The following is a 25,954-nucleotide window of genomic DNA, read 5'->3' on the forward strand; positions in this document are numbered from 1 at the left end:
CCGCCAGCGCCGCCCGAGGGGGAGTGGAGCCGCATGACCACGCGCCGGAGCTTCTTGGCCGCGACCGCCCTGACCAGCCTCCTGGCGCCGTGGGCGCGGGCACAGTCCCCCCGGCCCGGCGCCAGCCCCGCGACGCCGGCCACGCCGGAGCTGATCGTCGAGAAGAAGATCTTCGAGTTCCAGAACTACCGCACCCGCGGCGGCGCCGCCCTGCCCACTGGCCGCGTGGGCTACCAGACGGCCGGCACGCTGAACGCGGCCGGCGACAACGCGGTGTTGATCACCCACTTCTTCACCGGCACCAGCCATGCCTTCGGCCGTTACGCTGCGGGGGAGGCGCCGGGCTACTGGAACGACATCATCGGCCCGGGGAAGCCGATCGATACCGACCGGTACTTCGTCGTGTCATCCGACACCCTGGCCAATCTGAACGCGCGCGACCCCCGCACCACCACCACCGGACCCGCCTCGGTCAATCCGGCCACGGGGCGGCCCTACGGCATGGAATTCCCGGTGGTCTCCATCCGCGACTTCGTGGATGTGCAGAAGCTGCTGCTGGAAAGCCTGGGGGTGCGGAAGCTGGCCCTGGTGGCCGGTGCCAGCATGGGAGCGTTGCAGGCCATCGAATGGGCCTGCGCCTATCCCGGGCTGGTGGACCGTGTCATGGCCGCCGTCACGACCGGCGAGATGGATGCCTGGATGCTGGGCTGGCTGGATGTCTGGGAGGCGCCGATCCGCATGGACCCCAACTGGCGCAATGGCGACTACTACGCCCAGGGACGCCAGCCTCCCTTGCAGGGATTGGCGGAGGCGCTCCGCATCGTCACCCTGCATTCGCGCGACCGGGGTTGGGCACGGGAGTTTGGCCGCCGCCCCGCGGAGGGCCAGGACCCCTCCCGCCGCATCCAGGACCGGTTCGCCGTCGAGCAATGGCTGGAGGATGCCGCCGCCGCCCGCGCCAGGCTCTCGGACGCGAATTCCTTCCTCTATCTGACGCGCGCCAACCAGCTCTTCCTGAACGAATATACCGACCGGGACGCCGCCCTGGCCCGCACCCGGGCGAAATGGCTGATCATGCCCGCCGCCGGGGACCGGGTTTTCCCGGTGGAATATGCGCGGGAGCTGGCGGAGGCGCTGCGCGGCATGGACCAGCCGGTGGAACTGGTGGAACTGAAGGGAAGGCTCGGCCATCTGGAGGGGGTGAGCGGCCTCGGGCAGGGGGAAGATGCCATCCGCGGCCTGCTGGCCCGTTGAGCCGCTCCCCCCCCTGGCGGATTCCTTCCCGCCGGTCTAGCTATCGGATGATCCTCCTGGCGCCTGTAGCTCAATTGGTTAGAGCGGGCCGCTCATAACGGCTTGGTTGCGGGTTCAAGTCCTGCCGGGCGCAGGGGGAACGGCACAGGCGTGCAAGGCGCTCCGGATTCCGTGATCGTGCTTGCAACACAACGATGCATCACGGAAATTGCGGCCCACCGCCGGGACTGGCGGCAGGTCGGGGTGCCGCATGCCTTCAGCCATCCATCAGAATCTGGATGCCATCGCTCCGACCCGGGCAGCGGGCCGTGACGCATGGCCTCTCTGGCTGAGGCGAGAAACAGGCGCCGAGCCCTGGCTGCCAGCCTGGTGCCGTGGCCGCAGCCTGTTCTTCTGGGGTATGGCGAATCTCTCGGTCCTGCTGGCCTATCTGGTGCTTGGTTGTGCCGTCGGCCGGTTCTTCGCCGCCTTCGGCCTCTTCCCCGCTCCCATCTGGCTGCCGGCCGGGCTGGCGGCGACGGCCAGCATGATGGGGGGCGCGCGCCTCCTGCCGGGTGTCTTCCTCGGCTCCTTCCTGGTCAATGCGCTGGCTTTCGAGGCCCCGCCCACGGTGGCGGCGGCTATTTCCCTGGGCAATGCCCTGGGGCCGCTGGCGGGCGCCATGCTGACGCGCCGGCTGCGCCCGGCCACAGGCCTGTTCACGCGCTTCAGCGGCGTAGTGGCCTTCATCATCGGGCTGGTGCTGCTGCATGCCCTGCTCACCGCCAGCATCGGCACGCTTTCCCTGCTGAGCCTGGGCGGCCTGCCCTGGCAGGATGCCTGGGGCACCTGGGCCGGCTGGGTGCTCTGCGATGCCGGCGGCACCTTCTATTTCGCTCCCTCCCTGGCGCTTTGGCTGGGGCTGGAGCGGGTGCCGCCGGCGCCCGGCCGTGCCGCCGGCGGTGCCCAGGGGATGCTGTTCCTGGATGGCGCCGTCTGGCTGGCCACGGCGGGGCTGGCCGTGCTGGTCTTTTCCATCAATCTGCCGGACCGCCTGCCTTCCGCGCAGCTGGTCTTTCTGCTGGCGGTGCCGCTTTCCTGGGTCGCGCTGCGGATCTCGCTGCGCGCGGCCTATACGCTGCTGACCATCCTCTGCGTCATCGCCTCGGCCGGCACGGTCGCGGGCCTCGGACCCTTCCAGGGTCCGGGCGTGGCCAATCCGATGCAGTCGGCCAGCATGTTGATCGTGCTCTGCGCCATGAACGTGCTGACCCTGATGGCATTGGTGAGTGAGCGGCGGGAGGCTGAATGGGCCCTGGCCGACGCCAATCGGACCCTGGAATACCGGGTGGCCGAGCGAACGGAGCAGCTCCGGCGGCTGGTCGGGACGGATGCGCTGACAGGGATCGCCAACCGCCGAGGCTTCCTGGAACAGGCGGAGCGGGCGCTGGTGGCATCACGGGGCCAGGGCAGGCCGTTCTCGCTGATCACCTTCGATCTCGACCATTTCAAGGCCATCAATGACTGCGCCGGCCATGCCGGTGGCGACGCCGTGCTGCGCGCGGTCGCCCGGCGTTGCCAGGAGGCGCTGCGGGCGGAGGATCTCCTCGGCCGTCTGGGAGGCGAGGAATTCGCCATCGCCCTGCCTGGCGTGGACCGCGCCGGCGCCCTGGCCCTGGCCGAGCGGCTGCGCCAGGTGCTGCGGGAGGTGCGGCCCGGCTTCGCCTTGCCTGGCCACTACCTGTCCGCCAGCTTCGGCATCGCCGTCCGGCAGCCGGGGGAGGGGCTGAACAGTCTGCTGCTGCGGGCCGATGGTGCCCTCTATGCCGCCAAGAATGCCGGCCGCGATCAGGTGCACGAGGCGAGGGGGAATGACCCGGCCGCCGCCTGAACCCGCTTACGCTTGGCGTAGGGCGCCCCGGTGGCTAGAACCGGGGCCGAACCTCTCGCCGGAATAGTGTCGCGCCATGGCCCCTCAGTACGTTTACGTGATGAAAGACCTCACCAAGTCCTATCCGGGCGGGCGTGAGATCTTCAAAGGCATCACCCTTTCCTTCCTGAACACCGCGAAGATCGGCGTGCTCGGGCCCAACGGCGCCGGTAAGTCGACGCTGATGCGCATCATGGCCGGGCAGGACAAGGAGTTCGGCGGCGAGGCCTGGGCGGCCGAGGGCGTGCGGGTGGGCTACCTGAGCCAGGAGCCGCATCTCGACCCCGAGAAGACGGTCGGCGAGAATGTCATGGACGCCTTCGGCACGCTGAAGACGGACCTGGAGCGCTTCAACGAGATCTCGATGAAGTTCGCCGAGGAGATGAGCGAGGAGGAGATGAATACCCTCCTGGCCGAGCAGGCCGAGCTGCAGGAGAAGATCGACGCCGCCGACGGCTGGGACCTGGAGCGCAAGATCGACATCGCGCTGGACGCCCTGCGCGCCCCGCCGGCAGAGAGCTCGGTGACCAACCTCTCGGGCGGCGAGCGCCGCCGCGTGGCGCTGGTCAAGCTGCTGCTGGAGAAGCCCGACCTGCTGCTGCTCGACGAGCCGACCAACCACCTGGATGCCGAGAGCGTCTCCTGGCTGGAAAAGACGCTGCGCGACTATGAGGGCGCGGTGCTGGTCGTCACCCATGACCGCTACTTCCTGGACAATGTCACCAACTGGATCCTGGAAGTCGACCGCGGCCGCGGCATTCCCTACGAGGGCAACTACTCCGCCTACCTGAATGCCAAGCGCAAGCGCTTGCAGCAGGAGGAGAAGGAGGAGAGCACCCGCCAGCGCCAGCTGGCCGAGGAGCAGGAATGGATCGGCCGCAGCCCGGCCGCGCGCCAGGCCAAGAGCAAGGCGCGTATCCAGGCCTATGAGGAGCTGCTGGCCAAGAGCCAGGAGCGCGCACCCGACCCGACCGAGATCCAGATCCCGCCCGCGCCGCGCCTGGGCAACACGGTCATCGAGGCCACCGACCTGCGGAAGGGCTTCGGCAACAATCTGCTGATCGACGGCCTGTCCTTCAAGCTGCCGCCCGGCGGCATCGTCGGCGTCATCGGCCCCAACGGCGCCGGCAAGTCCACGCTGTTCAAGATGATCACGGGCAAGGAGCAGCCGGACGGCGGCACGCTGAAGATCGGCGAGACCGTCAGCCTGGGTTACGTGGACCAGTCCCGCGACACGCTGGATGACAAGCGCACCGTCTGGCAGGAAATCTCCGACGGGCAGGACATGATCATGATGGGCAAGCGGGCGGTGCCGTCGCGCGCCTATGCCGCCGCCTTCAACTTCAAGGGCGGGGACCAGCAGAAGCCGGTGGGCGTGCTCTCGGGCGGTGAGCGTAACCGCCTGCACCTGGCGAAGATGCTGCGCGAGCCGCACAACGTCATCCTGCTCGATGAGCCGACCAACGACCTGGACGTCGATACCCTGCGCGCGCTGGAAGAGGCGCTGCAGGACTTCGCCGGCTGCGCCGTGATCATCTCGCATGATCGCTGGTTCCTCGACCGGCTGGCGACGCATATCATGGCCTTCGAGGGCGAGAGCCATGTCGAGTGGTTCGAAGGCAACTACCAGGCCTATGAAGCCGACCGACGCCGCCGCCTGGGCGCGGCTGCCGATCAGCCGCACCGGATCAAGTACCGCCCCCTGACCCGGTGATGGACGGTGGCTGGGGGGGCGATGCCCCCCATGTGGTGCGCACGGACCGGCTGGTCCTGCGCCCCGTCTGCCCCGCGCATCTGGACGACCTCATCCGTCTGAAGGGGGATGAGGCCGCCTTCGGGCTGATGCTGCACGGCACCCGCAGCGCGGCGCGCACGGCTGAGGAATTGCAGGACGACATGGCCTTCTGGGCCGTGCGTGGCTACGGCACCTGGGCGGTGCACCGGGCGGAGGATGACGCCTTCCTGGGTATCGTCGGCTTGATGGAACGGCCGGATGGGCGCGGCATCGCGCTGCGCTTCTCGCTCTGGCCATGGTCGCGCGGCAAGGGCTACGCGCGGGAAGCCGCGCGGGCGGTGCTGGAATTCGGCCATGCAGCCGGGCTCTCGCGCATCATCGCCGTGGCGCGGGAGAGCAACCTGGCGTCCCGCGCCGTGCTGACCGACCTCGGCCTGCGCGAATGCGACCACTACATGCATCAGGAATACCCGATGCGCGTCTATGAAAGCCTGCGGCCGCCGTTGGCGCGGCAGCGGGCCTAGAACAGGACCCGGCCGGGTGGGGATGCTCGCCCGGCCGCCGCTCCGGCACTGGCGGGGATCTGTGCCGAGGATGGGTTGACGATCTCGGCCTCTGGCACCGCCGGCAGCCCTTCTGCCGCGTCGCGCAGCCAGGGCCCCAACTCGGATGCCGGGTGGGGGCGGCCGAAGAAATAGCCCTGGCCGAGATCGCAACCCATGGAGGCGATTCGCCGCATGGTGCTGGCGTCCTCGATCCCCTCCGCCGTGGTGCCCAGACCCAGCGCCCGCGCCAGCCCGATGATGGCGGAGACATAGCGCCCGCTCTCCGGCGCCGAGGCCAGGGCGACGACGAAGCTGCGGTCGATCTTGAGCCGGTCCACCGCCAGTTCCTTCACCATCCGCAGGCTGGCATAGCCGGTGCCGAAATCGTCCAGCGCCACGCGGATGCCGGCCTCCCGCAGCATTCCCAGCAGCCGCTTGGCGGTGCCGAGGTCATGGACGATGCCGGTCTCCGTCACCTCCAGCTCCAGCCGCAGCGGGCTGAGCCCGGTCTCGGACAGGATGTTCAGCACGGTCCCGGAGAGGGCGGCATCCTGCAGTTGCAGCGGTGACATGTTGACGGCGATCTTCAGCCCGTCCGGCCACTGGGTGGCGTCGTGGCAGGCCTGGCGCAGCAGGTCGTTGAAGAGCGGCGAGATCAGCCCGCCAAGCTCGGCATGGGTAATGAATTCCGAGGGCGGCAGCACCCCCCGGTCCGGATGCTTCCAGCGCGCCAGGACTTCCAGCCCGATCAGCCGCCGGCTGCGCAGATCCACCAGCGGCTGGTAATAGGGGATGATCTCGCCCGCCGTGATCGCCTGCCGCAGCCGCACCTTGAAGACGGTCTTCTCGCGCAGCTCCTCTTCCATCTCGCTGGCGAAGAAGAAGTAGCGGCCAGGGCCGGCGCGCTTGGCATGGTCCATCGCCATATCGGCGGTGCGCAGCAGGTTCTGGCTGTCATGGCCCTGTTCCGGGCAGCGGGAGATGCCGATGCTGGCGCCGATCTCGGCGACCAGATCCTCGGTCACCACGGGGGCGGCCATCACCTGCAGGATATGCTCGGCCAGCTCGGCCGCCAGGTGGCCATCGGCCAGCAGAATGGCGAATTCATCGCCGCCCAGCCGCGCCACCATGGCCCCGGCCGGGGCTTCCTGCCGCAGGCGGGAGGCGACCACGGTCAGCACCGCGTCGCCGGCGGAATGGCCATGGATATCGTTGATAGGCTTGAAGTTATCGAGATCGATGAAGAGCAGGGCGCAACGCGCGCCCTTCGCCAGCATCGCCTCCACTCCTGCCAGGAAAGCGCGACGATTTGGCAGGCCGGTCAGTTCATCGGTGCTGGCAAGCTGCTCAACCCGCGCCTCGTTCAGCTTCTGCTGGGTGATGTCGCGCACGACCGCGACGATCTCGCGCGGTTCGCCGGTCACGGGGTCGCGCACCAGCCGCAGGCTCGACTCGACCCAGGCGGTCCGGCCATCGGAGCGGATGATGCGGTTCACGCCCCGGCGGTCGCCGTGCCCTTCGGCCACCGCGCGCATCCGCTCCCGCACCGGTTCCAGGTCGTCGGGGTGCACATAGACGAAGGTGGAGACGCCCATGATCTCCTCGGGCTCATAGCCGAGGATGGTGCGGCAGGCGGGGGAGACGTAGGTGCGCGTCCCGTCGAGTGCGAGGAGCACGATCATGTCGCTGGCATTCTCGGCCAGCAGGCGGAACAGGCGGTCGCTGTCGCGCCCGGCCTGGGCCTCCTTGGCCCATCCATTCCGTACCAAGGTGGCTAGCCGCCCGAGCATTACGTCCGACCCTTCGATACCGCCACGCGCCGCCCTTATTTATAAATAAGAACGCGACGATGTATCATTCCCAGGCGATGCGCGGCGAGTAGGTTTCACCGGTTTCGCCTCAGGCGCAAACTCCGAACCCCCAGCATGGCACCGCCGATGACGGCGAAGGAAAGGGCAGTGGAGGCCGTGCCCAGCGCGTAGAGCACCGGGTTGGTAACGGTGGTGGTCATCCCCAGGATCTCCAGCGGCAGGGTGTTGCCCGAACCCGCGGTCAGCAAGGTGCGGGCGAATTCGTCGAAGGAGAGGGTGAAGCCGAACAGGGCGATCCCCACCACGCCGGGCGCGATGATGGGCAGGACAACGTAAAGAAACCCTTGCCACGGCGTCGCGCCGAGGTCGCGCGCCGCTTCTTCCCAGGAGCGATCGAAGCGGTTGAAGACGGCGAGGACGATCAGGAGGCCAAAGGGCAGCGTCCAGGTCAGCTGCGCGCCGAAGGCCGAGGAATACCAGGACGGCTCCCATTCCATCAGCGTGAAGAGAAGCCCCACGCCCAGGCTGACCAGGATGGAGGGCACGATCAGGCTGGCCAGCGTCAGGTAGAAGAGCGCGCCGCCGCCGGGGAAGCGGTGGCGGAAGGCCATGCCGGCAGCCAGCGAGATCAGCACGGTGGAGATCGTGACCATCGCCGCCAGCCCGAGGGATCGCTTCAACGACGCGCCGATATCGCCGACCGCCTGCGTGGCGAAAAGCCGCCCGAACCAGTGCAGGGAGACGCCGTTCATCGGGAAGGTCAGCCCGCCATCCGGTCCCTGGAAGGAGAGGATGGTGATGGTGAGCGTCGGCCCGTAAAGGAAGGCGAGGAAGGCGGCGAAGAGCAGCGTCAGCAGGATGCGCCCGAGGCGTCCAGGCACGGATCACAACTCCTTGCGGATGTCGATGGCGCGCAGGATCGCGGCCATCAGCAGCAGCACCATCACCAGCAGGCCCACCGCATTGGCGGCGGCCGCGGGATATTGCATCAGCCCGATCTGGTTGCTGATCATCAGCCCGACCGAGGCGCTCTGCCCGCCGCTCATCAGGCGCACGGTGGCGAAGTCGCCCATCACCAGCACGATGACGAAGATGCTGCCGATGCCGATGCCGGGTTTGCAGAGCGGCAGGATCACCACCCAGAGCGTCTGCCAGAAGCCGGCGCCGGCGTCGCGCGCCGCCTCCAGCAGCCGCCGGTCGATCCGCATCATGGTGTTGAAGATCGGCACCACCATGAAGAGCGTGTAGAGATGCACGAAGGCCAGCACGACGGCGAAGTCTGAGAAGAGCAGGAATTCCAGCGGCTGGTCGATCGCGCCCATGCTGATCAGCGCCTGGTTCATCAGCCCGTTGCGGCCGAGGAAGGGGACCCAGGCGATCATGCGGATCAGATTGCTGGTCCAGAAAGGCACGGTGCAGAGCATGAAGAGCACCATGCGTGTCATCTCGCCCTGGACGACGAAGGCCAGGTAGTAGGCCAGCCAGAAGCCGATGGCGAAGGTGATGGTCCAGACTGTTCCAGCATACCACAGCGTCTTGCCATAGGTCCGCCAGGTGACGGCGGAGCCGAAGGCTTCCTCGTAGTTGGTCAGGACGAAATCCGGGATCAGGGCGAAGGCGCTGTAGTCGTAGAAGCTGACGACGACGATCATCGCCATCGGCAGGACCAGGAAGATGGCCAGCACCAGCGCCAGGGGCGCCGCCTGCAGCCAGGAGAAAAGCGCAGAGCGGCGCATCCGTTGGTCCTCAGGCGGCGATGAACTCGTTCCACTTCGTGACGAGGTAGCGGTCCTCCGTCATGACGGAATTCCAGCAGACCACCTTGCCCATCCGCTCCTCGAAGCCGCCGCCGTCGCGCACCGCACCGGCCCTTTCCATCACCTTGCCGTCGGGGGAGAGGATGTCGCCGGTGGCCGGCCTGCCTTCCATCCAATAGCCCCACTCATTCTCGGACATATTCGCCTTCGCCGTCTCCAACACCGCCGAGTAGTAGCCCTGGCGGTTGAGGAAGGCGCCGCACCAGCCGGAGAGATACCAGTTCATGTATTCATAGGCGGCATCGAGCTGCAGCCCGGTCAGGTGCCGCATCAGCCCGAGGCCGGAGCCCCAGGCGCGGTAGCCCTCGGCCAGCGGCTGGTAGACGCAGGGCACGCCGCGCGAGCGCACCGCCGCCACGGCCGGCGACCACATGGATTGGATGATCACCTCGCCCGAGGCCATCAGGTTCACGCTCTCGTCGAAGCTTTTCCAGAAGGCGCGGAACTGCCCGGCGCGCTTCTGCTCGATCAGGAAGGCGATGGTCTTGTCGATCTCGGCGCGGGTCATGTTGCCCTTGTCGCCGTATTGGATGATGCCGGCGCTCTCGGCCACCATGGCCGCATCCATGATGCCGATGCCCGGGATGTTCAGGATGCTGGCCTTCCCCTTGAAGGCCGGGTCGATCAGGTCCTTCCAATGGGTGATCGGGCGCCCCACCAGATCCGGGCGGATGCCCAGCGTGTCAGCGTTGTAGACCGTGGGCATCAGCGTCATCAGTTCGGTGCGCCTGCCGGCGAAGCCCTTGGCGTCCCTGCTCTCGACGAAGCCGACGGAGAAGGGCGAGGTGCCCTGGCCCATCTCGCTGTCCGCCGTCAGCCTGCCGGTGGTGAAGACCGGCACGATCTTGTCCATCAGCTTGATGCGCGTGGTGTCGATCGGCTGCATCGCGCCGGTCGGATAGACCTTCTTAATGCTGAAATACTCGATATCCGCGATATCGAAGCTGCGCGCCTGCGTGGCCGCGCGCTGCGCCACGGCATCGGTATCCGTCACCGTCAACTGCAGCGTGAAGCCCAGATCCTTCTTCACCTGCTCGGCGATCGGGTTGAGGCCGGAGACGCCGGTGCCGATCTGGCGCAGCGTCACATCCTTGATGTTCTGTGCCCAGATGGTGGGGAAGCCGGTGACGGCACCGCTGCCCAAGGCGGCGCCACCCAGCGCCAGCACGCCGCGACGGGTGAGGGTCGTCTTGCTCATATCCTCAGTCCTTCTGTTGTCGTCAGGCAGCATCGAAAGTCAGTTGGCCTGGGGCAGGGGGTGCGCGTCGGCGGCGTCCCATCCCAGGGTCGCGGCCACGCCGGGGCTGACCGGTGCGGCGTGGAACACGGCGTCGGGCAGCATGGCCTCGGCGGTCTGGCCATCCTGAGCGGCCAGCACCACGCGCACGGCGGCGCCCTGGTATTCGATAGCGGCGACATGCCCGGCCAGCCGGCCGCCGCCGAGGCGGCAGCGGTCGGTGCGGATGGCGAAGTGCCCTTCCGGCAGATTCAGCACGTTGTGGCCGCCGATGAAGCGGGCGACGAAGGCACTGGCCGGCTTCTCGAAGACTTCCCGCGGCGGGGCCGCCTGGGCGATGCGGCCGCCTTCCATCACCACGGCAATGTCGGACAGGGCCATGGCCTCATCCTGCCCGTGGGTCACATGGATGAAGGTAATGCCCAACTCCCGCTGCAGCCGCTTCAGCTCCTCCCGCATCTGCGTCCGCAGGAAGGGGTCGAGCGCGGAGAGCGGCTCGTCGAGCAGCAGCACGCGGGGGTGGGTGATCAGCGCCCGCGCGAGGGCCACCCGCTGCTGCTGCCCGCCGGAGAGCTGGCTGGGCAGGCGCGCGGCCATGGATGAAAGCTGCACGAGGTCCAGGAATTCCTGCGCCTGCCTCAGCCGCTCGGCCTTGCCCATGCCGCGCATCCGCAGGCCGAAGGCCACATTCTCCAGCGCCGTGAGGTGCGGGAAGAGCGCGTAGCTCTGGAACATCATGGCCGTCCCGCGAGCGGCGGGCGGCAGGTCCGTCACGTTGCGGCCGCCCAACAGGACATCGCCTTCCGTGACCGCCTCATGGCCCGCGATCATCCGCAGGGTGGTGGTCTTGCCGCAGCCGGAGGGGCCGAGCAGGCAGCAGTAGCTGCCGCTGGGGATGGCCAGGGAAATGGCATCCACCGCCACCGCGCCCCTGGCATAGCGCTTGGTGACGCTGATCAGTTCGACATCCGCTCGCAAGGCCAGCCCCGTCGTTCTGTTTCGGGAACGGCTATGCAAGCCCTGCACCAGCTCGGGTTCGTCGGTTTTGTTCAGCTTAAGCCGGTTGCGTGCCTTCCGGTTGTGCAGTCATGCTGAAACCCCGCCTTTCTGCATGGCAGGGTTGAGCGAGTCGTATTTTTGCGAAGTTCTGACCAATTTTGGTGATGCGCTCGCTCCCGAACGCGTTATTGGGCTTTCAGAACGGGAGGGCCGAGAGATGTATGACAACACGACGATCGCATCTTATGGCCTTAAAGATCGGGTGGGGGCGGAGCTGGTCAGTGAGCTGGACCGGCTGGTCGATCTGGCATGGGAGCCAGGCTGGGCGCCAATGGCGCTGGGGGAGCTGATCCGGCTCTGCGCCGGTTTGCGGCGCGAGGCGCAGGACTGGGTGGAGGTGCGGGACCTGCTCCGCAGCCATCCGATGCACCGGCTGATGCGGGAGGACCCGCTGGTCCATCATGCGGACAAGCCGGCGGCCGCCTGGCTGGACCTGCTGCTGGGCCATGAAGCGGTGGAGCCACTGCTGGAGGGAACCTCCCGCGCCGGGCTCGACCTCTTTGCCGTGACCCGGGCGCTGCCCTGGATGCAGGCCCTCCGCAACCGCACCGCCCTTCTGACGCGTATGGCTGATGCCGTGGCCACCGAGATCCGTGGCGCTGAAATCCTGACCCTGGGCGCCGGCCACCTGCGCGAGGCCGCCGCCGTCACCAACCTGCACCGCATCGCCCGCTGGACGGTGCTGGAGAATCATACCGCCAGCCGGAGGGTGCTCTACCGCGACCAGCCGCGGGAACTGGCGCTCCGGACGCTCCGCTGCTCGCTTCGCGGCTTCGCGCGGCGCCCCTATCGCGAGGGCTGCTTCGACCTGATCTGCCTGCCGGACCTGCCGCTCGACTGGGAACCCGCCGCCGTGCAGAACCTGGTCTGGTCCGCCTTCCAGGTCCTGAAGCCGGGCGGGCGGCTGCTGCTCTGCGCGCCGGGGCGCCCGGCGCCGGAAGCCGCCTGGATGGAGATCTATCTGAACCGGAAGCCGGAATGTATCACGGCGCGGAGGATGGAGGGGCTGCTGGCGGAGATCGAGCCGGGGCGCTGCGCCTCGCGGCAGGTCTTTCCCAGCATCGACGGGCAGATGATGCACGCCATTCTGCGCCGGGCCTGAACGGCGGCCCGGCACAGTAGGGCGGCGGGGACTTAGCGGCTCTCGCGCGCCGCCAGGGCGGCGATCTGCTGGCGCATGGCAGTCAGCAGTGCCGAGACTTGACCGCCGTTGCGGCTGATCACGGCCGAATATTCGCTCCGCTGCGTCAGGCGCAGGGATGTGCCCTCGGCGATCACATCCACCACGCGCGGCTGCCCGCCGATCTCGCCCACCCGCCAATCCAGGCTGAAAGGCGCGCTGCCCGGGCGCTCGATGATGGTGTTCACCAGCACGTCGTCCTCGGTGCGCTGCTGGCTGCGGCCCAGGGTGAAGCGCACGCCCTCATATTCACCGAAGCGGGCGGAGAGGTTGCGGATCAGCGTCTCCTCGAACAGCGTCATGTACTGCTGCTGCTCGGCCGGGCTGGCGGTGCGCCACCAGCGGCCCAGGATGAAGCGGCCCACGCCCTGCACATCCACGTCACGGCGCAGGACGGCGGCGACCTGCTGCCGCCGGACGGCGACGGGCTGCGGCGAATTGATGGCGGCCACCAAGTCCCGGCCAGCCGTCTGGATGAACTGGGCGGCGCGGTTGATGTCCATCTCGGCATGGGCCGGCCGGATGGCCAGCTGCCCGAAGGCACTCAAGGCGAAGGGTGTGGCCAGCATGCTGGCCAGCAGGGAGCGGCGGTTCATCACTACAGATATCTCGTTCTCGGTCGGCCTGTTTTGAGGGCTTTAACGCGGCTGCGGGAGAGTGGTTCCGGTGTCTGGCTCAGCTTGAGGTGCAAAGCTGCCCTGCTGTGGCTGCGCCAGCGGGCCGGCGGTGGCGGGCAGTTCGCCGGCGTTGCGGATCTGCTGGTTGCGGTTCTGGCGATAGGCGCTGCGGAGCGTCGCGTAGGGGTCCAGGCTGGTGCTGTTGACGTTGTCGATGGTCTCCAGCAGCCCTTCCCGCGTGTCGAGCACGGTCAGGCCCAGGCGGGTCCAGCGGACGCTGTCAAGGGTGTCGCTGTCGACGCCGGCCCACCTGATCGGATCCGCGGCCACATCCGCGCCGAAGCCCACGAGGTCGCGCGGATTGCTCGGCCCCAGCAGGGGAACGAAGAGGAAGGGACCTTCGCCCACGCCCCAGGCGGCGAGCGTCTGGCCGAAATCCTCCCTGTGGCCGGGCATGCCGGCGGAGGCGGCCACGTCGAAGATGCCACCGATACCGAAGGTGGTGTTGATCATGAAGCGGCCCACCGTGACCAGCAGCCGGTCCGGCTCGCCCTGCAGCAGGTCATTGGCGGCAATGACAGGGCTGCGGAGATTGGCCAGCACGTTGCGGACGCCCGTCCGGACGGGCTGTGGCAGCACGGCCCGGTAGACCTTGGCCGCCGGCCGCAGCACCACGGTGTCGATGCCCGTGTTCACCGCGTAGAGGCCGCGGTTCAGCGGCTCCAGCGGATCATTCGTCTGCTCATATTCCGCCAGCGCTTCCGGATCGCTGGCCGGCGGGCGGGTGGCGCAGGCGGAGAGGGCCAGCAAGCCAAGCAGCAGCAGGGAGGGGCGGCGGAGTGGGGGCATCGGTTTGGCGGGTCCTGTAGTATCGCATCGGGGGCGCGAGCTTAACGGGCGAGAGACAGAAAAGTCTCACTACGCAGGGGGGCTATCTGGGCCCGCGTTGTGCCGCACATCTAGCGGAGAGCGGGTAAAATGCCTAGTTCGCGGTGGTAACCTTCATGATACTGCCAAAGGGCCCGTTCTACTTGGCCCGGCCCTCGGCTAGGATGCCCTGTCATGAACGATCTCGCCGACGCCCCCTCCGGGCAGGATACCACCCAGAGCGCCGGGAACCGGGCGTCCACCGACACGCTGCGGCGCTGGCTGACCGGCCCGCGCATCGCCGGCCTGCCGCAAAGCGTCAACCAGCCTCCCCCGGCGCTCTCCTTCGAATTCTTCCCGCCGCGCACCGAGGCTCTGGAGCAGCAGCTCTGGGCCTGCGTGCGGCGGCTGGAGCCTCTGGCACCCCGCTTCGTCTCCGTTACTTATGGCGCGGGCGGCACGACGCAAGAGCGCACCCACGCCACGGTCGCCCGGCTGGCGCGGGAAACCTCGCTGACCCCCGCCGCCCACCTGACCTGCGTGGGCGCCAGCGCGGGGGAGGTGGATGACGTCGCCCGCCGCTACTGGGATGCCGGGGTGCGCCACATCGTCGCCCTGCGCGGCGATGCCCCTTCCGGGGAGGAAGGCTATGTCCCGCATCCCCAGGGCTATGCCTATGCGGCTGATCTGGTGGCCGGGCTGAAGCGCATCGGTGACTTCGAGATCTCGGTCGCCGCCTATCCGGAGACGCATCCGACCGCCAGCTCCGCCCAGGCTGACCTGGACAACCTGAAGCGCAAGATCGACGCGGGCGCCACCCGCGCCATCACGCAGTATTTCTTCGATACCGATGTCTATCTGCGCTTCCTGGACCGGGCGCTTGCCGCCGGCATCACCGTGCCGATCGTGCCGGGCATCCTGCCGGTCTCGAATTTCAACCAGGTGAAGAAATTCTCCGCCATGTGCGGCGCCAGCGTGCCGGACTGGATGGGCAAGCTCTTCGAGGGGCTGGAAGAGGACGCGGAAACCCGCCGCATGGTGGCCGCCGCCATGGCGGCCGAGCAGGTGCGGCTGCTGCAGGCGAATGGCGTGGACGAGTTCCACTTCTACACCCTGAACCGGGCCGACCTCAGCTACGCCATCGCCCATATCCTGGGGGCGCGGCCGAAGCAGGGGTGAAAGCCCGGAGGGGCAGCCACGGCTTGGTCTTGTTCGTGAGACGTTCTATACCTCGCCCTGTGTCTGTCCCGCTCGCGCCTCTCCTCACCCTGCTTCTGCCCCTGCTTGTGCTGCTGGCCGCGAATCCCGCGGCAGCCGCCTGCACAGATTCCGCGGGGCCGAAGGTGGACTGGCGCCGCTGCCTGATGGACGGTCGGGACCTTCGGGATGCCGACCTCTCAGGCGCCGTGCTGCGGGATGCCAGTTTCGGCCGCGCCCGGATGCAGGGGGCCAAGCTGGCAGGGGCCGAAGGGCCGGATGCCCGCTTCACCTCGGCCGAGATGACGGGTGCCGACCTCTCGGGCGCCGTGCTGCGCGGCGCCGATTTTACCCGGGCCGCGCTGCGGGACGCCACACTCCGGGGTGCGGATCTGCGGCAGGCCCGGTTCTTCCGGGCCGACCTGCGCGGGGCCGATTTCCAGGGTGCCGAACTGGCCGGCGCCGACCTCTCGGGCGCCTTGCTGGACGGCGCGCTCTGGGTGGATGGCCAGAGGCGCTGCGCCGCCGATTCCGTGGGGGCCTGCCAATGAGCGACTACCTGACCCGCCTGAACCCCGAGCAGCGCGCGGCGGTCGAGACCATCGACGGCCCGCTGCTGGTGCTGGCCGGCGCGGGCACCGGCAAGACGCGGGTGCTGACCACCCGCTTCGCCCATATCCTGATGACGCGGCGCGCCTGGCCCAGCCAGGTGCTGGCCGTAACCTTCACCAACAAGGCGGCGAAGGAGATGCGGGAGCGTGTCTCCGCCATCCTGGGCCGGCCGGCCGAGGGGCTCTGGCTCGGCACCTTCCACGCGCTTTGCGCCCGCATGCTGCGCCGGAATGCCGAGCTGGTGGGGCTGACCAGCAACTTCACCATCCTCGACACCGACGACCAGATGCGGCTGCTGAAGCAGATCATGGCCGCCGAGAATATCGACGCCAAGCGCTGGACCCCGCAGGCGCTGATGGGCGCCATCCAGCGCTGGAAGGACAAGGGCCTGACGCCCGACCGCATCGGCCCCGCGGATGACGTGGACTTCGCCAATGGCCGGGCGCAGGGCCTCTATGCCCAGTATCAGCAGCGGCTAAGGGCGGTGAATGCCTGCGACTTCGGCGACCTGCTGCTGCATGTCACGGAGATCCTGCGGACCCACCCGGATGTGCTGGCCAGCTACCACCGGATGTTCCGCTACATCCTGGTGGACGAGTATCAGGACACCAATACCGTCCAGTATCTCTGGCTGCGGCTGCTGGCGCTGCGGGAGAACCCGGCGGACCGCAACATCTGCTGCGTCGGCGACGACGACCAGTCGATCTATTCCTGGCGCGGCGCCGAGATCGAGAACATCCTGCGCTTCGAAAAGGATTTCCCCGGCGCCAAAATCGTTCGGCTGGAATCCAACTACCGCTCCACCCGCCCCATCCTGGGTGCCGCCGCCGGGCTGATCGCGCAGAACAGCGGCCGGCTGGGCAAGACGCTCCGCCCCGGCCGCAACGACGCCGATGGCGAGAAGGTCCGCATCGTCTCCCTCTGGGACTCCGAGGAGGAGGCGCGGATGGTGGGCGAGCGGATCGAGCAGGCGCAGCGGCGCGGCCACAAGCTTTCGGAAATGGCGATCCTGGTCCGCGCCGGCTTTCAGACCCGTGCCTTCGAGGAGCGGCTGATCACCCTCGGCGTGCCCTATCGCGTCGTTGGCGGCCAGAAATTCTATGAGCGCGCCGAGATCCGCGATGCCATGGCCTATCTGCGGGTGCTGAACCAGCCCGCCGACGACCTGGCCTTCGAGCGCATCGTCAACACGCCCAAGCGCGGGCTGGGCGATACTACCATCCGCGCCATGCATGCCCTGGCGCGGCAGGAAGGCAAGCCGCTGGTCAGCGCTGCCTGGCGGATGATCGAGACCGGCGCCATCCGCGCCAAGCCCAAGGCGGCGCTGCACGACCTGCTGGAAGGCTTCGCGCGCTGGCGGGAGGCGCTGCCTCGCGAGGGGCATGTCGTGGTCGCGGCCACGCTGCTGGACGAATCCGGCTACACGGAGATGTGGAAGCAGGACAAGTCGCCCGAGGCCGCCGGCCGGCTGGAGAACCTGAAGGAGCTGATCCGCGCCCTCGGCGAGTTCGAGACTCTGGCGGGCTTCCTGGAGCATGTCGCCCTCGTCATGGAGAATGACGAGAATGCCGAGGCCGACCGCGTCAGCCTGATGACCCTGCATGCCGCCAAGGGCCTGGAATTCGACACCGTCTTCCTGCCGGGCTGGGAGGAGGGGCTCTTCCCCAACCAGCGGTCGCTGGATGAGGGGGGCGAGAAGTCGCTGGAGGAGGAGCGGCGCCTTGCCTATGTCGGCATCACCCGCGCGCGCAAGCACTGCATCATCAGCCATGCCGCCAACCGGCAGATGTATGGAAGCTGGAGCAGCGCCGTCCCCAGCCGCTTCCTGGATGAGTTGCCGGACGCGCATGTGGAGCGGGAAGGCGGCGCGGGCGCGCACCGGAACCGCATGGCCTCGATGCCTTCCGCCTTTTCCGGCCAGTTCCCGCTGGTTTCCCGCAAGCCACGGGTGATCGAGGCCGGGGGTTGGGAGGTGGCGGAGCGCCCGGCCCGCGCATCGGCCATTCCGGTCGGGCAGCGGGTATTCCACCAGAAATTCGGCTATGGGCGTGTCGTCGCCGCCGAGGACAACAAGCTGGACGTCGAGTTCGAGCATGCGGGCCGCAAGCGGGTGATCGATACCTTCGTGGAAAAAGCTTGATGAACCAGGGCCTGACCAACCGCCGCCATCCGCAGATGCTGGAAACCCTGACCCTGGACGGCCTGCCCGAGCATGCCGTGCCGGCCTTCGAATCGGCCATGCAGACCGTCTGCCTGACGGTCGGCTACTTCAAGGACGACCCCACCGACACCTGGCGGGTGGAGGCGGTGCGCGAGGTCGGCGTGGGGGATGAGGAACTGCTGCCGGCCCTGATGCTGGCCGCCGCCATTTCCGGCATCGAGGCGCCCGAGTTGCAGCGCGCGCCCGTGGAGGCGGAAGGCTGGCTGGCCCGCACGGTCGAGGCTTTCCCGGAACAGGAGATCGGCGGCCGGTTCCTGGTGCGCCCGACGCATGTGCCGGACCGCACCATCTATGGCCGCATCGTGCTGAAACTGGACGCTGGTCTCGCCTTCGGTTCGGGCGAGCATGGTTCGACGCGCGGCTGCCTGATCGGCTTCGAGGGGATGGCTTATCGCCGCCCGCGCCGCATCCTGGATATCGGCACCGGCTCCGGCATCCTGGCCATGGCGGCGGCGAAGCAGTTGAAGCGCCCGGTGCTGGCCACGGATATCGAGCCCTGGAGCGTCCGCATCACCGCCGAGAACGCGAAGATGAACGGGCTGCTGCACCTGGTGCGGGCCAAGCTGGCCGATGGCTGGCGCCACCCGGCCGTGCATGGCGGCCGCTACGACCTCGTTTTCGCAAATATCCTGGCCCGGCCGCTGTGTTCCATGGCCAAGGATCTGGCGGACCATCTGGCACCACGCGGCACCGCCATCCTGGCCGGCCTGCTGGGCACGCAGGTCCGCATGGTGCTGGCCGCGCATCGCCGCGCCGGGCTGGTGCTGGAACGGCGCATCGACCAGGGGGCCTGGTCGGCGCTGGTGCTGCGGAAGCGAGGCTGACCCCCAAAAAGGAGATCGCCCCGCCGCCCGGGGGTAAGGGGCAGCAGGGCGATCAAACCGAAGCGGCGTTGGGGGGAGGGGGAGTAGTGAGGAGCGCCGCCCCGGTAACTGGTCTCTATCCTCTACAACCGTGCCGACACGGCGGGGTTGCGTAACGACCGCCGAAAAATCAGGCGGCGATGCGATGGGTGCGGATGTACACCTCGTTCTCGGCCTTGCGCGCGGCCGGCAGGGTGTAGATCTCCGCGCTCGGCCGCAGCTCCTCCGGCATCTCGAAGACGCGGTGGATATCGCCACGCGACAGGCCGATATCGGCCAGCTCGCGGTCGCTCAGCATGGACAGTTCATCCATCACGCGGCGGCGCCGCGGATACTCGAGGATGGCGCGAAAGGCCTTCCGGAACCATTGGCCGATCTTGGCGTCACGCTCCTTGATGGCTTCATGACGGATGGCTTCGACGGCGGCAGAGTGATTGCTGTGCATGGTAGCTTGGGCGTCCATAATGCTGTGGGGAGGTCCACGAGCCCGGCTTTCCCGCCGCGCCGCCCGCCCCCTTTGCTTGGGCCCTTAGATACCCTTCTGGAACGGATTGAGTAGCGTTCCGCAGGTAGCATAGATATGCGTAAAACGCATTGATAGCTATGGAAACATGTTCTTAACGGGAAGCTCATAAAAATGCCACAGGCGCCGGTTTACAGCCTTCATCTTGCGTTGCTCCGCCAAAGCCTCCCTGGACTGGGCGTGGATGGCGTGCTGGTGCCAAGGAGCGACGAGTTCCTGGGGGAATACGTGCCGCCCAGCTCTGAGCGAATTGCATGGCTGACCGGATTTACCGGGTCTGCTGGCATGGCGGTGGTGCTTCAGGACCGCGCCGCCGTCTTCACCGATGGCCGCTATACCACCCAGGTGGCGGCGCAGACCGACCCGGCGCTGTGGGAACGGCGCCACCTGATCGAGCAGCCGCCGCAGGAATGGCTGGCGGAACACGCGGCGGGCCTGCGCATCGGCTATGACCCGCGCCTGCATCCGCAATCCTTCATCGACAAGATGACCGGCTCGGGCGCCGTGCTGGTGCCACTGGCGGCCAATCCCATCGACGATATCTGGCGGGACCGGCCGGCTCCGCCGCAGGCGCCCGCCGTGCCGCAGCCGCTCGACCTTGCCGGCCAGTCCAGCGAGGAGAAGCGCGCCGCCGCCGCCGCGGCCCTGCGGGCGGCCGGCGAGGACGCGGCCGTTCTGGCCGATGCCCATTCCGTCGCCTGGCTGCTGAATATCCGTGGCGGGGACCTCTCCTACACCCCTCTGGCCCTGGGCAGCGCCATCCTGCATGCCGATGCCTCGGTGGACCTCTTCATGGAGCCCGCCAAGCTCGGGCCCGAAACCCGTGCTTATCTGGGTAACCGCGTCACCATCCATCCGCCGGCCGCGCTGGGCGAGGTGCTGGCTGGCCTGGGTGGCCGCCGCGTGAGGCTGGACCCGGATCTGACGCCGGTCTGGTACGCCGCCACGCTCCAGGAGGCCGGCGCTCACCTGATCCAGGGTGAGGACCCCGTCCGCCTGCCGCGCGCCTGCAAGAACCCGGTGGAGCAGGAGGGGGCCCGCACCGCCCATCGCCGGGACGCGCTGGCCATGGTGCGCTTCCTGGCCTGGTTCAGCGCCGAGGCACCGAAGGGCGGGCTGACCGAGATCTCGGCCGCCGAGCGGCTGCTGGCCTTCCGCGCCGCGCTGCCGCTGTTCCGGGCCGAGAGCTTCCCCGCCATTTCCGGCGCGGGCGAGAATGGCGCCATCATCCATTACCGCGCCGAGCCCGGGACCAACCGGCCCATCCGCGCCGATGAATGCTACCTGATCGACAGCGGTGCTCAGTTCACCGACGGCACCACCGATGTCACCCGCACGCTCTGGACCGGCCCCGGCAGGCCACCGGCGGATCTGGTGGAGCGCTATACCCGCGTGCTGCGAGGGCATGTGGCGCTCTCCACCCTGCGCTTCCCGCAGGGGGCGGCGGGTCCGCATCTGGACGCGGTGGCGCGGCGGCCATTGTGGGATGTGGGGCTGGATTATGACCACGGCACCGGCCATGGCGTCGGCAGCTTCCTTTCCGTGCATGAGGGGCCGGTCGCCTTCAGCCGCGCGGCCAAACCCGTGCCGCTGCGCCCCGGCATGATCCTCTCCAACGAGCCCGGCTTCTACCTGCCAGGCGCCTATGGCATCCGCATCGAGAACCTGCTGCTCACCCGACAGGCCCAGGAGTTTCCCGGCCAAGCCAAGCCCTTCCTGGATTTCGAGACGCTGACGCTGGCGCCATACGAGCGCCGGCTGATTGATGTCGCGCTGCTGACGGCGGAGGAGCGCGCCTGGATCGATGCCTATCACGCCCGCGTGCTGGCGGAAGTCGGCCAAGGGCTGGAAGAGGAGGTGGCGGAATGGCTGGCGCGCGCCTGCGCCCCGCTGTGACCGCGGCGCCGATGCCGGCCCTGGCCGGGCGCCGCCTGCTGCTGGCCTATGGGCTGGCTGGCGAGGCGATGGCCCGGCTGGCGCCCATCGGCTTCGACTACATGGGCAGCCAGCTTTCCTGGCTGCGCGCCAGCGGCGCGGTGGCGGAGGTGGTGGCCCTGCCGACTTCCGCCCCGGTGGAGGAGAATGCGGCGCTGCTGGCTGGCATCCTGCGGGCCGAGCCGGAACCCTTCCTGCTGGTGTCCCATAGCAAAGGAGGGCTGGAAGGGCTGGCGGCGCTGCTGCATCCGGGTGCCGCGGCGCGCTGTGCTGGCTTCCTGGCGATACAGCCACCCTTTCTCGGCTCCCCCCTGGCCGATGTCATTCTGCGCCATCGCCCCGCGCATGGCGCGGCGCGGAAACTGGCACGGCTCCTGGGAGCGGGTAGCGGCGCGGGGCTGGTGGACCTGACCACCGGCGCCCGTATCGCCTGGATGGAGCGCCATGCCGAGGCCATTGCCACCCTGACCGCCAGCCTGCCGGTACTGAGCATTGGCAGCGAGGTGCGGCGGGAGACGGCGCGGGGCCGCGACCGGCTCTACCTGCCGTTGGCGGGCTGGATGGGGCGGCGTGCCGGGCCGAATGACGGGCTGGTGCCGGTTTCCTCCACCCGGTTGCCGGGGGCGCGGCACTGGGTGCTGCAAGGTAGCCACCGCGCGCTGGTCTGCTCCGGCCCCGGGAGGGACCCTGTCGGCATGCTCCGGCGCGCGCTGGAGGCGTTGATCAGTCCAGCAACGCCATCTGCCGCCATTCCGCTTCCGTCAGCGTCCTGACGCCCAGTTCCGCCGCCTTCTTGGCCTTGGAGCCGGCATCGGCGCCGACCACCACGAAATCGGTCTTCTTCGAGACGCTCTTCGTCACCTTGGCGCCCAGGCGGTCGGCGATGGCTTCCGCCTCGTCGCGCGAGCTTTGCTCGAGCGTGCCGGTGAAGACCACCACCTTGCCGGCGAAGGGGCTGTCGCTGCCGCCGATGCTTTCGGCATCCTGCGGCGTCACCTGGCTGGCGAGGTCATCCAACGCCGCCCGGTTCCGGGCTTCCGCGAAGAATTCCGCCAGTTCTGTCGCGATGGCCGGGCCGATGCCCTGGATGGAGCCCAGCTCCTCCCGCGCCTCGGAGCCGATGGTGGTGGCAGCCAGCATCCTGGCGCGCCAGTTGGCAAAGCTGTGGTAGTGGCGCGCCAGCAGCTTGGCGTTCTGCGCGCCGATGCGCCGGATGCCGAGGGCGAAGATGAAGCGCTCCAGCGGCGGGTTGCGGCGGGCCTCGATGGCGGCCAGCAGGTTGTCCAGCTTCTTGGAGCTTTTGCCACCCTTGCCCCAGCCTTCCCATTGCCGGACCGTGGCGGCGTGTTCGTGAAGCCTGAAGATATCGGCAGGGCTTTTCACCAGACCTGCATCATGCAGGGCGATGATGTTTTCCTCGCCCAGCCCCTCGATATCCAGCGCGTTGCGGCTGACAAAGTGCTTCAGCCGCTCCACCGTCTGCGCCGGGCAGATCAGCCCGCCGGTGCAGCGACGCACCACCTCGCCCTCCGGCCGCACGGCATGGCTGCCGCAGGCGGGGCAGGTGGTCGGGAACTCGAAAGGCTTGCTGTCCTCCGGCCGTTTCTCCAGCACGACGCTGACGATCTGCGGAATCACATCGCCCGCACGTTGCAGCACCACGGTATCGCCGATGCGCACATCCTTGCGGGCGATCTCGTCCTCATTGTGCAGGGTCGCGTGCTGCACCATCACGCCGCCCACATTCACCGGCTGCATCACCGCGCGCGGCGTCAGCGCGCCGGTGCGGCCCACCTGGATGTCGATACGCAGCAGTTCCGTGGTGGCGCGTTCCGCCGGAAACTTCCAGGCGATGGCCCAGCGCGGCGTGCGGCCGACGAAGCCCAGCCTCGTCTGCCAGTCCAGCCGGTCCAGCTTGTAGACGACGCCGTCGATGTCGTAGTCGAGCCCCGCGCGTTTCTCCGCCAGCTCCCCCTGGAAGTCTTCCGCCGCATTCTCATCCGGCAGGCGGCGGGAGAGGGGGTTCACGTCGAAGCCCCAGCGTTCCAGTTGTTGCAGGTAATCCCAATGGGTTTCCGCGACCGGCGTGCTGGAGGCGCCCTGGGCATAGGCGAAGAGCTTCAGCGGCCGCCGCGCCGTCACCTCCGGGTCCAACTGCCGCAGGGAGCCGGCGGCGGCGTTGCGCGGATTGGCGGGGATGCGGATCTCCGGCCCCACCTTCTCGCCGCGCTCGCGCCGCTGCTCGCGCTCCTCGGCCAGGCGGGTCTGCTCGGCATGGAAGGCCAGGAAATCCGCCTTGGTCATGAAGACCTCGCCACGGATCTCGATCTGCTCAGGGAAGGGGGCGGGAAGCTGGCGCGGCAGGTCCGGCAGCGTCTCCAGGTTGCGGGTGATATCCTCGCCCACCGTGCCGTCGCCGCGCGTCGCGCCGCGCACGAAGACGCCCTTCTCATAGGTCAGGTTGACCGAGAGCCCGTCGATCTTCGGCTCGGCCACGAAGCGCAGCACCTCCTCCTCGCTCAGCTTCAGGAAGCGGCGGATGCTCCGGGTGAATTCCTCGAAGTCGGCGACGGCGAAAGCATTGTCCAGGCTCAGCATCGGTGTGCCGTGCCGGGACTTGGCGAAGCCGGCGGCGGGCGCCGCGCCGGGCGTGGCCTCACTCGGGCTGTCGGCACGCTTCAGATGCGGGAACAGCGCCTCGATCGCCGTGTTGCGGCGGCGCAGCGCGTCGTATTCGGCGTCGGTGATCTCCGGCGCGTCATTCTGGTGGTAGGCGATATCCGCCTGCGCGATCTCCTCCGCCAGGGCCGCCAGTTCGGCGGCGGCTTCCTCTTCCGTGAGTTGCTCGGGCAGGGTGTCGCGGCGGGTCATGCCGCTTGCTAACGCGGCTTAGACCGCGCCGTCCAGCAGGCTATCGGCCGCCGCGCGCGCCGCCGCCGTCACCGTCTCGCCAGCCAGCATGCGGGCCAGTTCCTCGCGCCGGGTAGTGGCATCCAGCACCTCCACCCGCGTCTCCGCCCGGTCGGCGCGGATGCCCTTGGAGACGCGCAGATGCCGCGCGCCACGGGCCGCCACCTGCGGGCTATGCGTCACCACCAGCACCTGAAGCCGCTCCGCCACGCGGGCCAGCCGCTCCCCAACCGCTGCTGCCGTGGCGCCACCGACGCCGCTATCCACCTCGTCGAAGACCAGCGTGGGCACGGGCGAGCCGCGCGCCAGCACCACCTTCAGCGCCAGCATCAGCCGCGACAACTCGCCGCCGGAGGCGATCTTCTCCAACTGCCCCGGCTTCTGACCGGGATTGGTGGTGACGAGGAAGATGATGCGGTCCAGGCCGTCGCTGGCCCAGCCACGCTCATCCCGCCGCTCGATGGAAATATGCAGCCGCGCCCGCTCCAGCTTCAGCGGCTTCAGCTCGCGCGCCACGGCCTCTTCCAGCCTGCCGGCGGTGGCGCGGCGGGAGGCGGAGAGGGCCTGCGCCACTTCGAGGTAGCGCGCCCTGGCGGCGGTGGCGGCGGCTTCCAGTGCCGTGGCGCGCTCCGCTCCCGCATCCAGGGCGGAAAGGCGGGCCTTCAGCTCCCGCAGCAGCGTTGGCAGCTCGACGACGGGCACCGCATGCTTCCGGGCGGCGGCACGGAGGGCGAAAAGGCGCTCCTCGACATGTTCCAGCCGGCGCGGGTCGGGCGCGATACCCTGGGAGAGGCGCTCCAGCAGGTTCTCCGCCTCGGCCAGCGCATCTTGGGCTTGGCCCAGCGCGGCGATAGCGGGGGCGGCTTCCTCATTCGGCGGCGGCAGGCGCTCCAGCGCCCGGGCGGCATTGCGCAGCGCGGCGGCGGGGCTGGTGCCGCCGCGGCGGTCGCGCGGCTGCAATTCGGCCAGGGCGGAGGCGACGGCCTCGGCGCGGCGCTCGCCCTGCTGCATGGTCTGGCGCTCCTGCGCCAGCGAGTCTTCCTCGCCCTCTTCCGGGCCGAGGCTGTCCAGTTCATCGACGGCGTGGCGCAGCCATTCCTCGTCGCGCTGCGCGCTGGCGATGGCCTCGCGCGCCGCTTCCAGTTCCCGCTCGGCACCGCGCCAGGCGCGGAAGGCCTCGGAGACCTCGGCACGGGCGGCGTCCAGCCCGCCGAAGGCGTCCAGCAGCCCGGCATGGCTGGCGGGATCGGCGAGGCCGACCTGGTCATGCTGCCCCTGCACCTCGACCAGCAGCGTGGCCAGCCGCCGCAGCAGGCCGACGCCCACGGGGTCGTCATTCACGAAGGCGCGGGAACGGCCATCGGCCTGCACCACACGGCGCAGCACCAGCTCGTCCTCCGCCACGATTCCCTGCTCCGTCAGCAGGGCGAGGGCCGGGTGGCCGGGGGGGAGGTGGAAGCTGGCCATGACGCTGGCCTGGGACTGGCCGGCGCGCACCATACCCGCATCGGCCCGCTGGCCCAGGGCCAGCCCCAGGCTGTCCAGCAGGATGGACTTGCCGGCGCCGGTCTCGCCGGTCAGCACCGTCAGGCCGGCGCCGAGGGCGAGATCCAGCCGTTCGATCAGAACGACATCGCGGATGGCGAGCGAGACCAGCATGCC

At 68.8% G+C, this 25,954-nt stretch carries 21 protein-coding genes and 1 tRNA gene; 12 read left to right on the top strand and 10 right to left on the bottom strand.

Annotated features, from left to right (window positions below):
* Positions 1-33: 33 nt before the first annotated feature.
* From IAI58_RS08030 to IAI58_RS08050, 5 genes are all read left to right on the top strand, one after another.
* Positions 34-1,254, top strand: a complete 1,221-nt coding sequence (locus IAI58_RS08030) for an E22 family MetX-like putative esterase (protein WP_207446648.1) — start codon at positions 34-36, stop codon at positions 1,252-1,254.
* Between the two features lie 59 nt (positions 1,255-1,313).
* A tRNA-Ile gene (locus tag IAI58_RS08035) sits at positions 1,314-1,387 on the top strand.
* 117 nt (positions 1,388-1,504) lie between these two features.
* Complete coding sequence (locus IAI58_RS08040; protein WP_207446647.1) at positions 1,505-3,124, top strand: GGDEF domain-containing protein; 1,620 nt, start codon at positions 1,505-1,507, stop codon at positions 3,122-3,124.
* Positions 3,125-3,200: 76 nt separating this feature from the next.
* A complete protein-coding gene (ettA, locus tag IAI58_RS08045; protein ID WP_207446641.1) occupies positions 3,201-4,877 on the top strand; it encodes an energy-dependent translational throttle protein EttA in 1,677 nt (558 codons plus the stop codon).
* Positions 4,877-5,422, top strand: coding sequence for a GNAT family N-acetyltransferase (locus tag IAI58_RS08050; RefSeq protein WP_207446639.1), 546 nt, complete (start codon positions 4,877-4,879; stop codon positions 5,420-5,422). The genes ettA and IAI58_RS08050 overlap by 1 nt, the downstream gene beginning before the upstream one ends.
* Here IAI58_RS08050 and IAI58_RS08055 read toward each other — a convergent pair.
* The 5 genes from IAI58_RS08055 to IAI58_RS08075 form a co-directional block, all read right to left on the bottom strand.
* Complete coding sequence (locus IAI58_RS08055; RefSeq protein WP_207446637.1) at positions 5,419-7,212, bottom strand: putative bifunctional diguanylate cyclase/phosphodiesterase; 1,794 nt, start codon at positions 7,210-7,212, stop codon at positions 5,419-5,421. The genes IAI58_RS08050 and IAI58_RS08055 overlap by 4 nt on opposite strands.
* A gap of 116 nt (positions 7,213-7,328) precedes the next feature.
* Complete coding sequence (locus IAI58_RS08060; protein WP_207446635.1) at positions 7,329-8,135, bottom strand: ABC transporter permease; 807 nt, start codon at positions 8,133-8,135, stop codon at positions 7,329-7,331.
* A 3-nt stretch (positions 8,136-8,138) separates the two neighbouring features.
* The gene (locus IAI58_RS08065; protein ID WP_207446634.1) at positions 8,139-8,990 is read right to left on the bottom strand and encodes an ABC transporter permease; all 852 of its coding nucleotides are present in this window, start codon (positions 8,988-8,990) and stop codon (positions 8,139-8,141) included.
* Positions 8,991-9,000: 10 nt separating this feature from the next.
* The gene (locus IAI58_RS08070; RefSeq protein WP_207446633.1) at positions 9,001-10,269 is read right to left on the bottom strand and encodes an ABC transporter substrate-binding protein; all 1,269 of its coding nucleotides are present in this window, start codon (positions 10,267-10,269) and stop codon (positions 9,001-9,003) included.
* Positions 10,270-10,308: 39 nt separating this feature from the next.
* Entirely contained in the window at positions 10,309-11,286 is a 978-nt protein-coding gene (locus IAI58_RS08075) for an ABC transporter ATP-binding protein (protein ID WP_207446632.1), read from the bottom strand.
* A gap of 238 nt (positions 11,287-11,524) precedes the next feature.
* Here IAI58_RS08075 and IAI58_RS08080 point away from each other — a divergent pair, with 238 nt between their 5' ends.
* Complete coding sequence (locus tag IAI58_RS08080) at positions 11,525-12,469, top strand: hypothetical protein (RefSeq protein WP_207446631.1); 945 nt, start codon at positions 11,525-11,527, stop codon at positions 12,467-12,469.
* A 32-nt stretch (positions 12,470-12,501) separates the two neighbouring features.
* Here the strand turns inward: IAI58_RS08080 and IAI58_RS08085 are convergent, their stop codons facing one another.
* Both IAI58_RS08085 and IAI58_RS08090 read right to left on the bottom strand, forming a co-directional pair.
* Positions 12,502-13,143: an MlaC/ttg2D family ABC transporter substrate-binding protein gene (locus tag IAI58_RS08085; RefSeq protein ID WP_207446630.1), complete on the bottom strand. Its 642-nt coding sequence runs from the start codon at positions 13,141-13,143 to the stop codon at positions 12,502-12,504.
* Between the two features lie 42 nt (positions 13,144-13,185).
* Positions 13,186-14,013: an MlaA family lipoprotein gene (locus IAI58_RS08090; RefSeq protein ID WP_207446628.1), complete on the bottom strand. Its 828-nt coding sequence runs from the start codon at positions 14,011-14,013 to the stop codon at positions 13,186-13,188.
* 213 nt (positions 14,014-14,226) lie between these two features.
* Here IAI58_RS08090 and metF point away from each other — a divergent pair, with 213 nt between their 5' ends.
* The 4 genes from metF (at position 14,227) to IAI58_RS08110 (ending at position 18,885) form a co-directional block, all read left to right on the top strand.
* On the top strand, positions 14,227-15,210 hold the full coding sequence (metF, locus tag IAI58_RS08095; RefSeq protein WP_237182353.1) for a methylenetetrahydrofolate reductase: 984 nt from the start codon (positions 14,227-14,229) through the stop codon (positions 15,208-15,210).
* A 185-nt stretch (positions 15,211-15,395) separates the two neighbouring features.
* Positions 15,396-15,779 carry a pentapeptide repeat-containing protein gene (locus IAI58_RS08100; RefSeq protein WP_408906197.1) on the top strand — a complete coding sequence of 128 codons (384 nt, stop codon included), beginning with the start codon at positions 15,396-15,398 and terminating at the stop codon, positions 15,777-15,779.
* The gene (locus IAI58_RS08105; RefSeq protein WP_207446623.1) at positions 15,776-17,980 is read left to right on the top strand and encodes an ATP-dependent helicase; all 2,205 of its coding nucleotides are present in this window, start codon (positions 15,776-15,778) and stop codon (positions 17,978-17,980) included. The genes IAI58_RS08100 and IAI58_RS08105 overlap by 4 nt, the downstream gene beginning before the upstream one ends.
* Positions 17,980-18,885, top strand: coding sequence for a 50S ribosomal protein L11 methyltransferase (locus IAI58_RS08110; RefSeq protein ID WP_207446621.1), 906 nt, complete (start codon positions 17,980-17,982; stop codon positions 18,883-18,885). The genes IAI58_RS08105 and IAI58_RS08110 overlap by 1 nt, the downstream gene beginning before the upstream one ends.
* Positions 18,886-19,054: 169 nt before the next feature.
* Here IAI58_RS08110 and IAI58_RS08115 read toward each other — a convergent pair whose 3' ends face one another.
* On the bottom strand, positions 19,055-19,369 hold the full coding sequence (locus IAI58_RS08115; protein WP_207446619.1) for a DUF1127 domain-containing protein: 315 nt from the start codon (positions 19,367-19,369) through the stop codon (positions 19,055-19,057).
* A 192-nt stretch (positions 19,370-19,561) separates the two neighbouring features.
* Between IAI58_RS08115 and IAI58_RS08120 the strand changes: the two genes are divergently transcribed.
* Positions 19,562-21,343 (top strand): aminopeptidase P family protein, encoded by a 1,782-nt coding sequence (locus IAI58_RS08120; RefSeq protein WP_207446617.1) that lies wholly within the window; start codon positions 19,562-19,564, stop codon positions 21,341-21,343.
* The gene (locus tag IAI58_RS08125; RefSeq protein WP_207446616.1) at positions 21,313-22,155 is read left to right on the top strand and encodes a lipase family protein; all 843 of its coding nucleotides are present in this window, start codon (positions 21,313-21,315) and stop codon (positions 22,153-22,155) included. The genes IAI58_RS08120 and IAI58_RS08125 overlap by 31 nt, the downstream gene beginning before the upstream one ends.
* Here IAI58_RS08125 and ligA read toward each other — a convergent pair.
* Positions 22,106-24,253: an NAD-dependent DNA ligase LigA gene (gene ligA / locus IAI58_RS08130; protein WP_207446614.1), complete on the bottom strand. Its 2,148-nt coding sequence runs from the start codon at positions 24,251-24,253 to the stop codon at positions 22,106-22,108. The two genes, IAI58_RS08125 and ligA, sit on opposite strands and share 50 nt — an antisense overlap.
* An 18-nt stretch (positions 24,254-24,271) precedes the next feature.
* Positions 24,272-25,951: a DNA repair protein RecN gene (recN, locus tag IAI58_RS08135; protein ID WP_207446612.1), complete on the bottom strand. Its 1,680-nt coding sequence runs from the start codon at positions 25,949-25,951 to the stop codon at positions 24,272-24,274.
* Positions 25,952-25,954 lie beyond the last annotated feature (3 nt).

The sequence above is a fragment of the Roseomonas marmotae genome (assembly GCF_017654485.1).
Classification (GTDB): Bacteria; Pseudomonadota; Alphaproteobacteria; order Acetobacterales; family Acetobacteraceae; genus Pseudoroseomonas; species Pseudoroseomonas marmotae.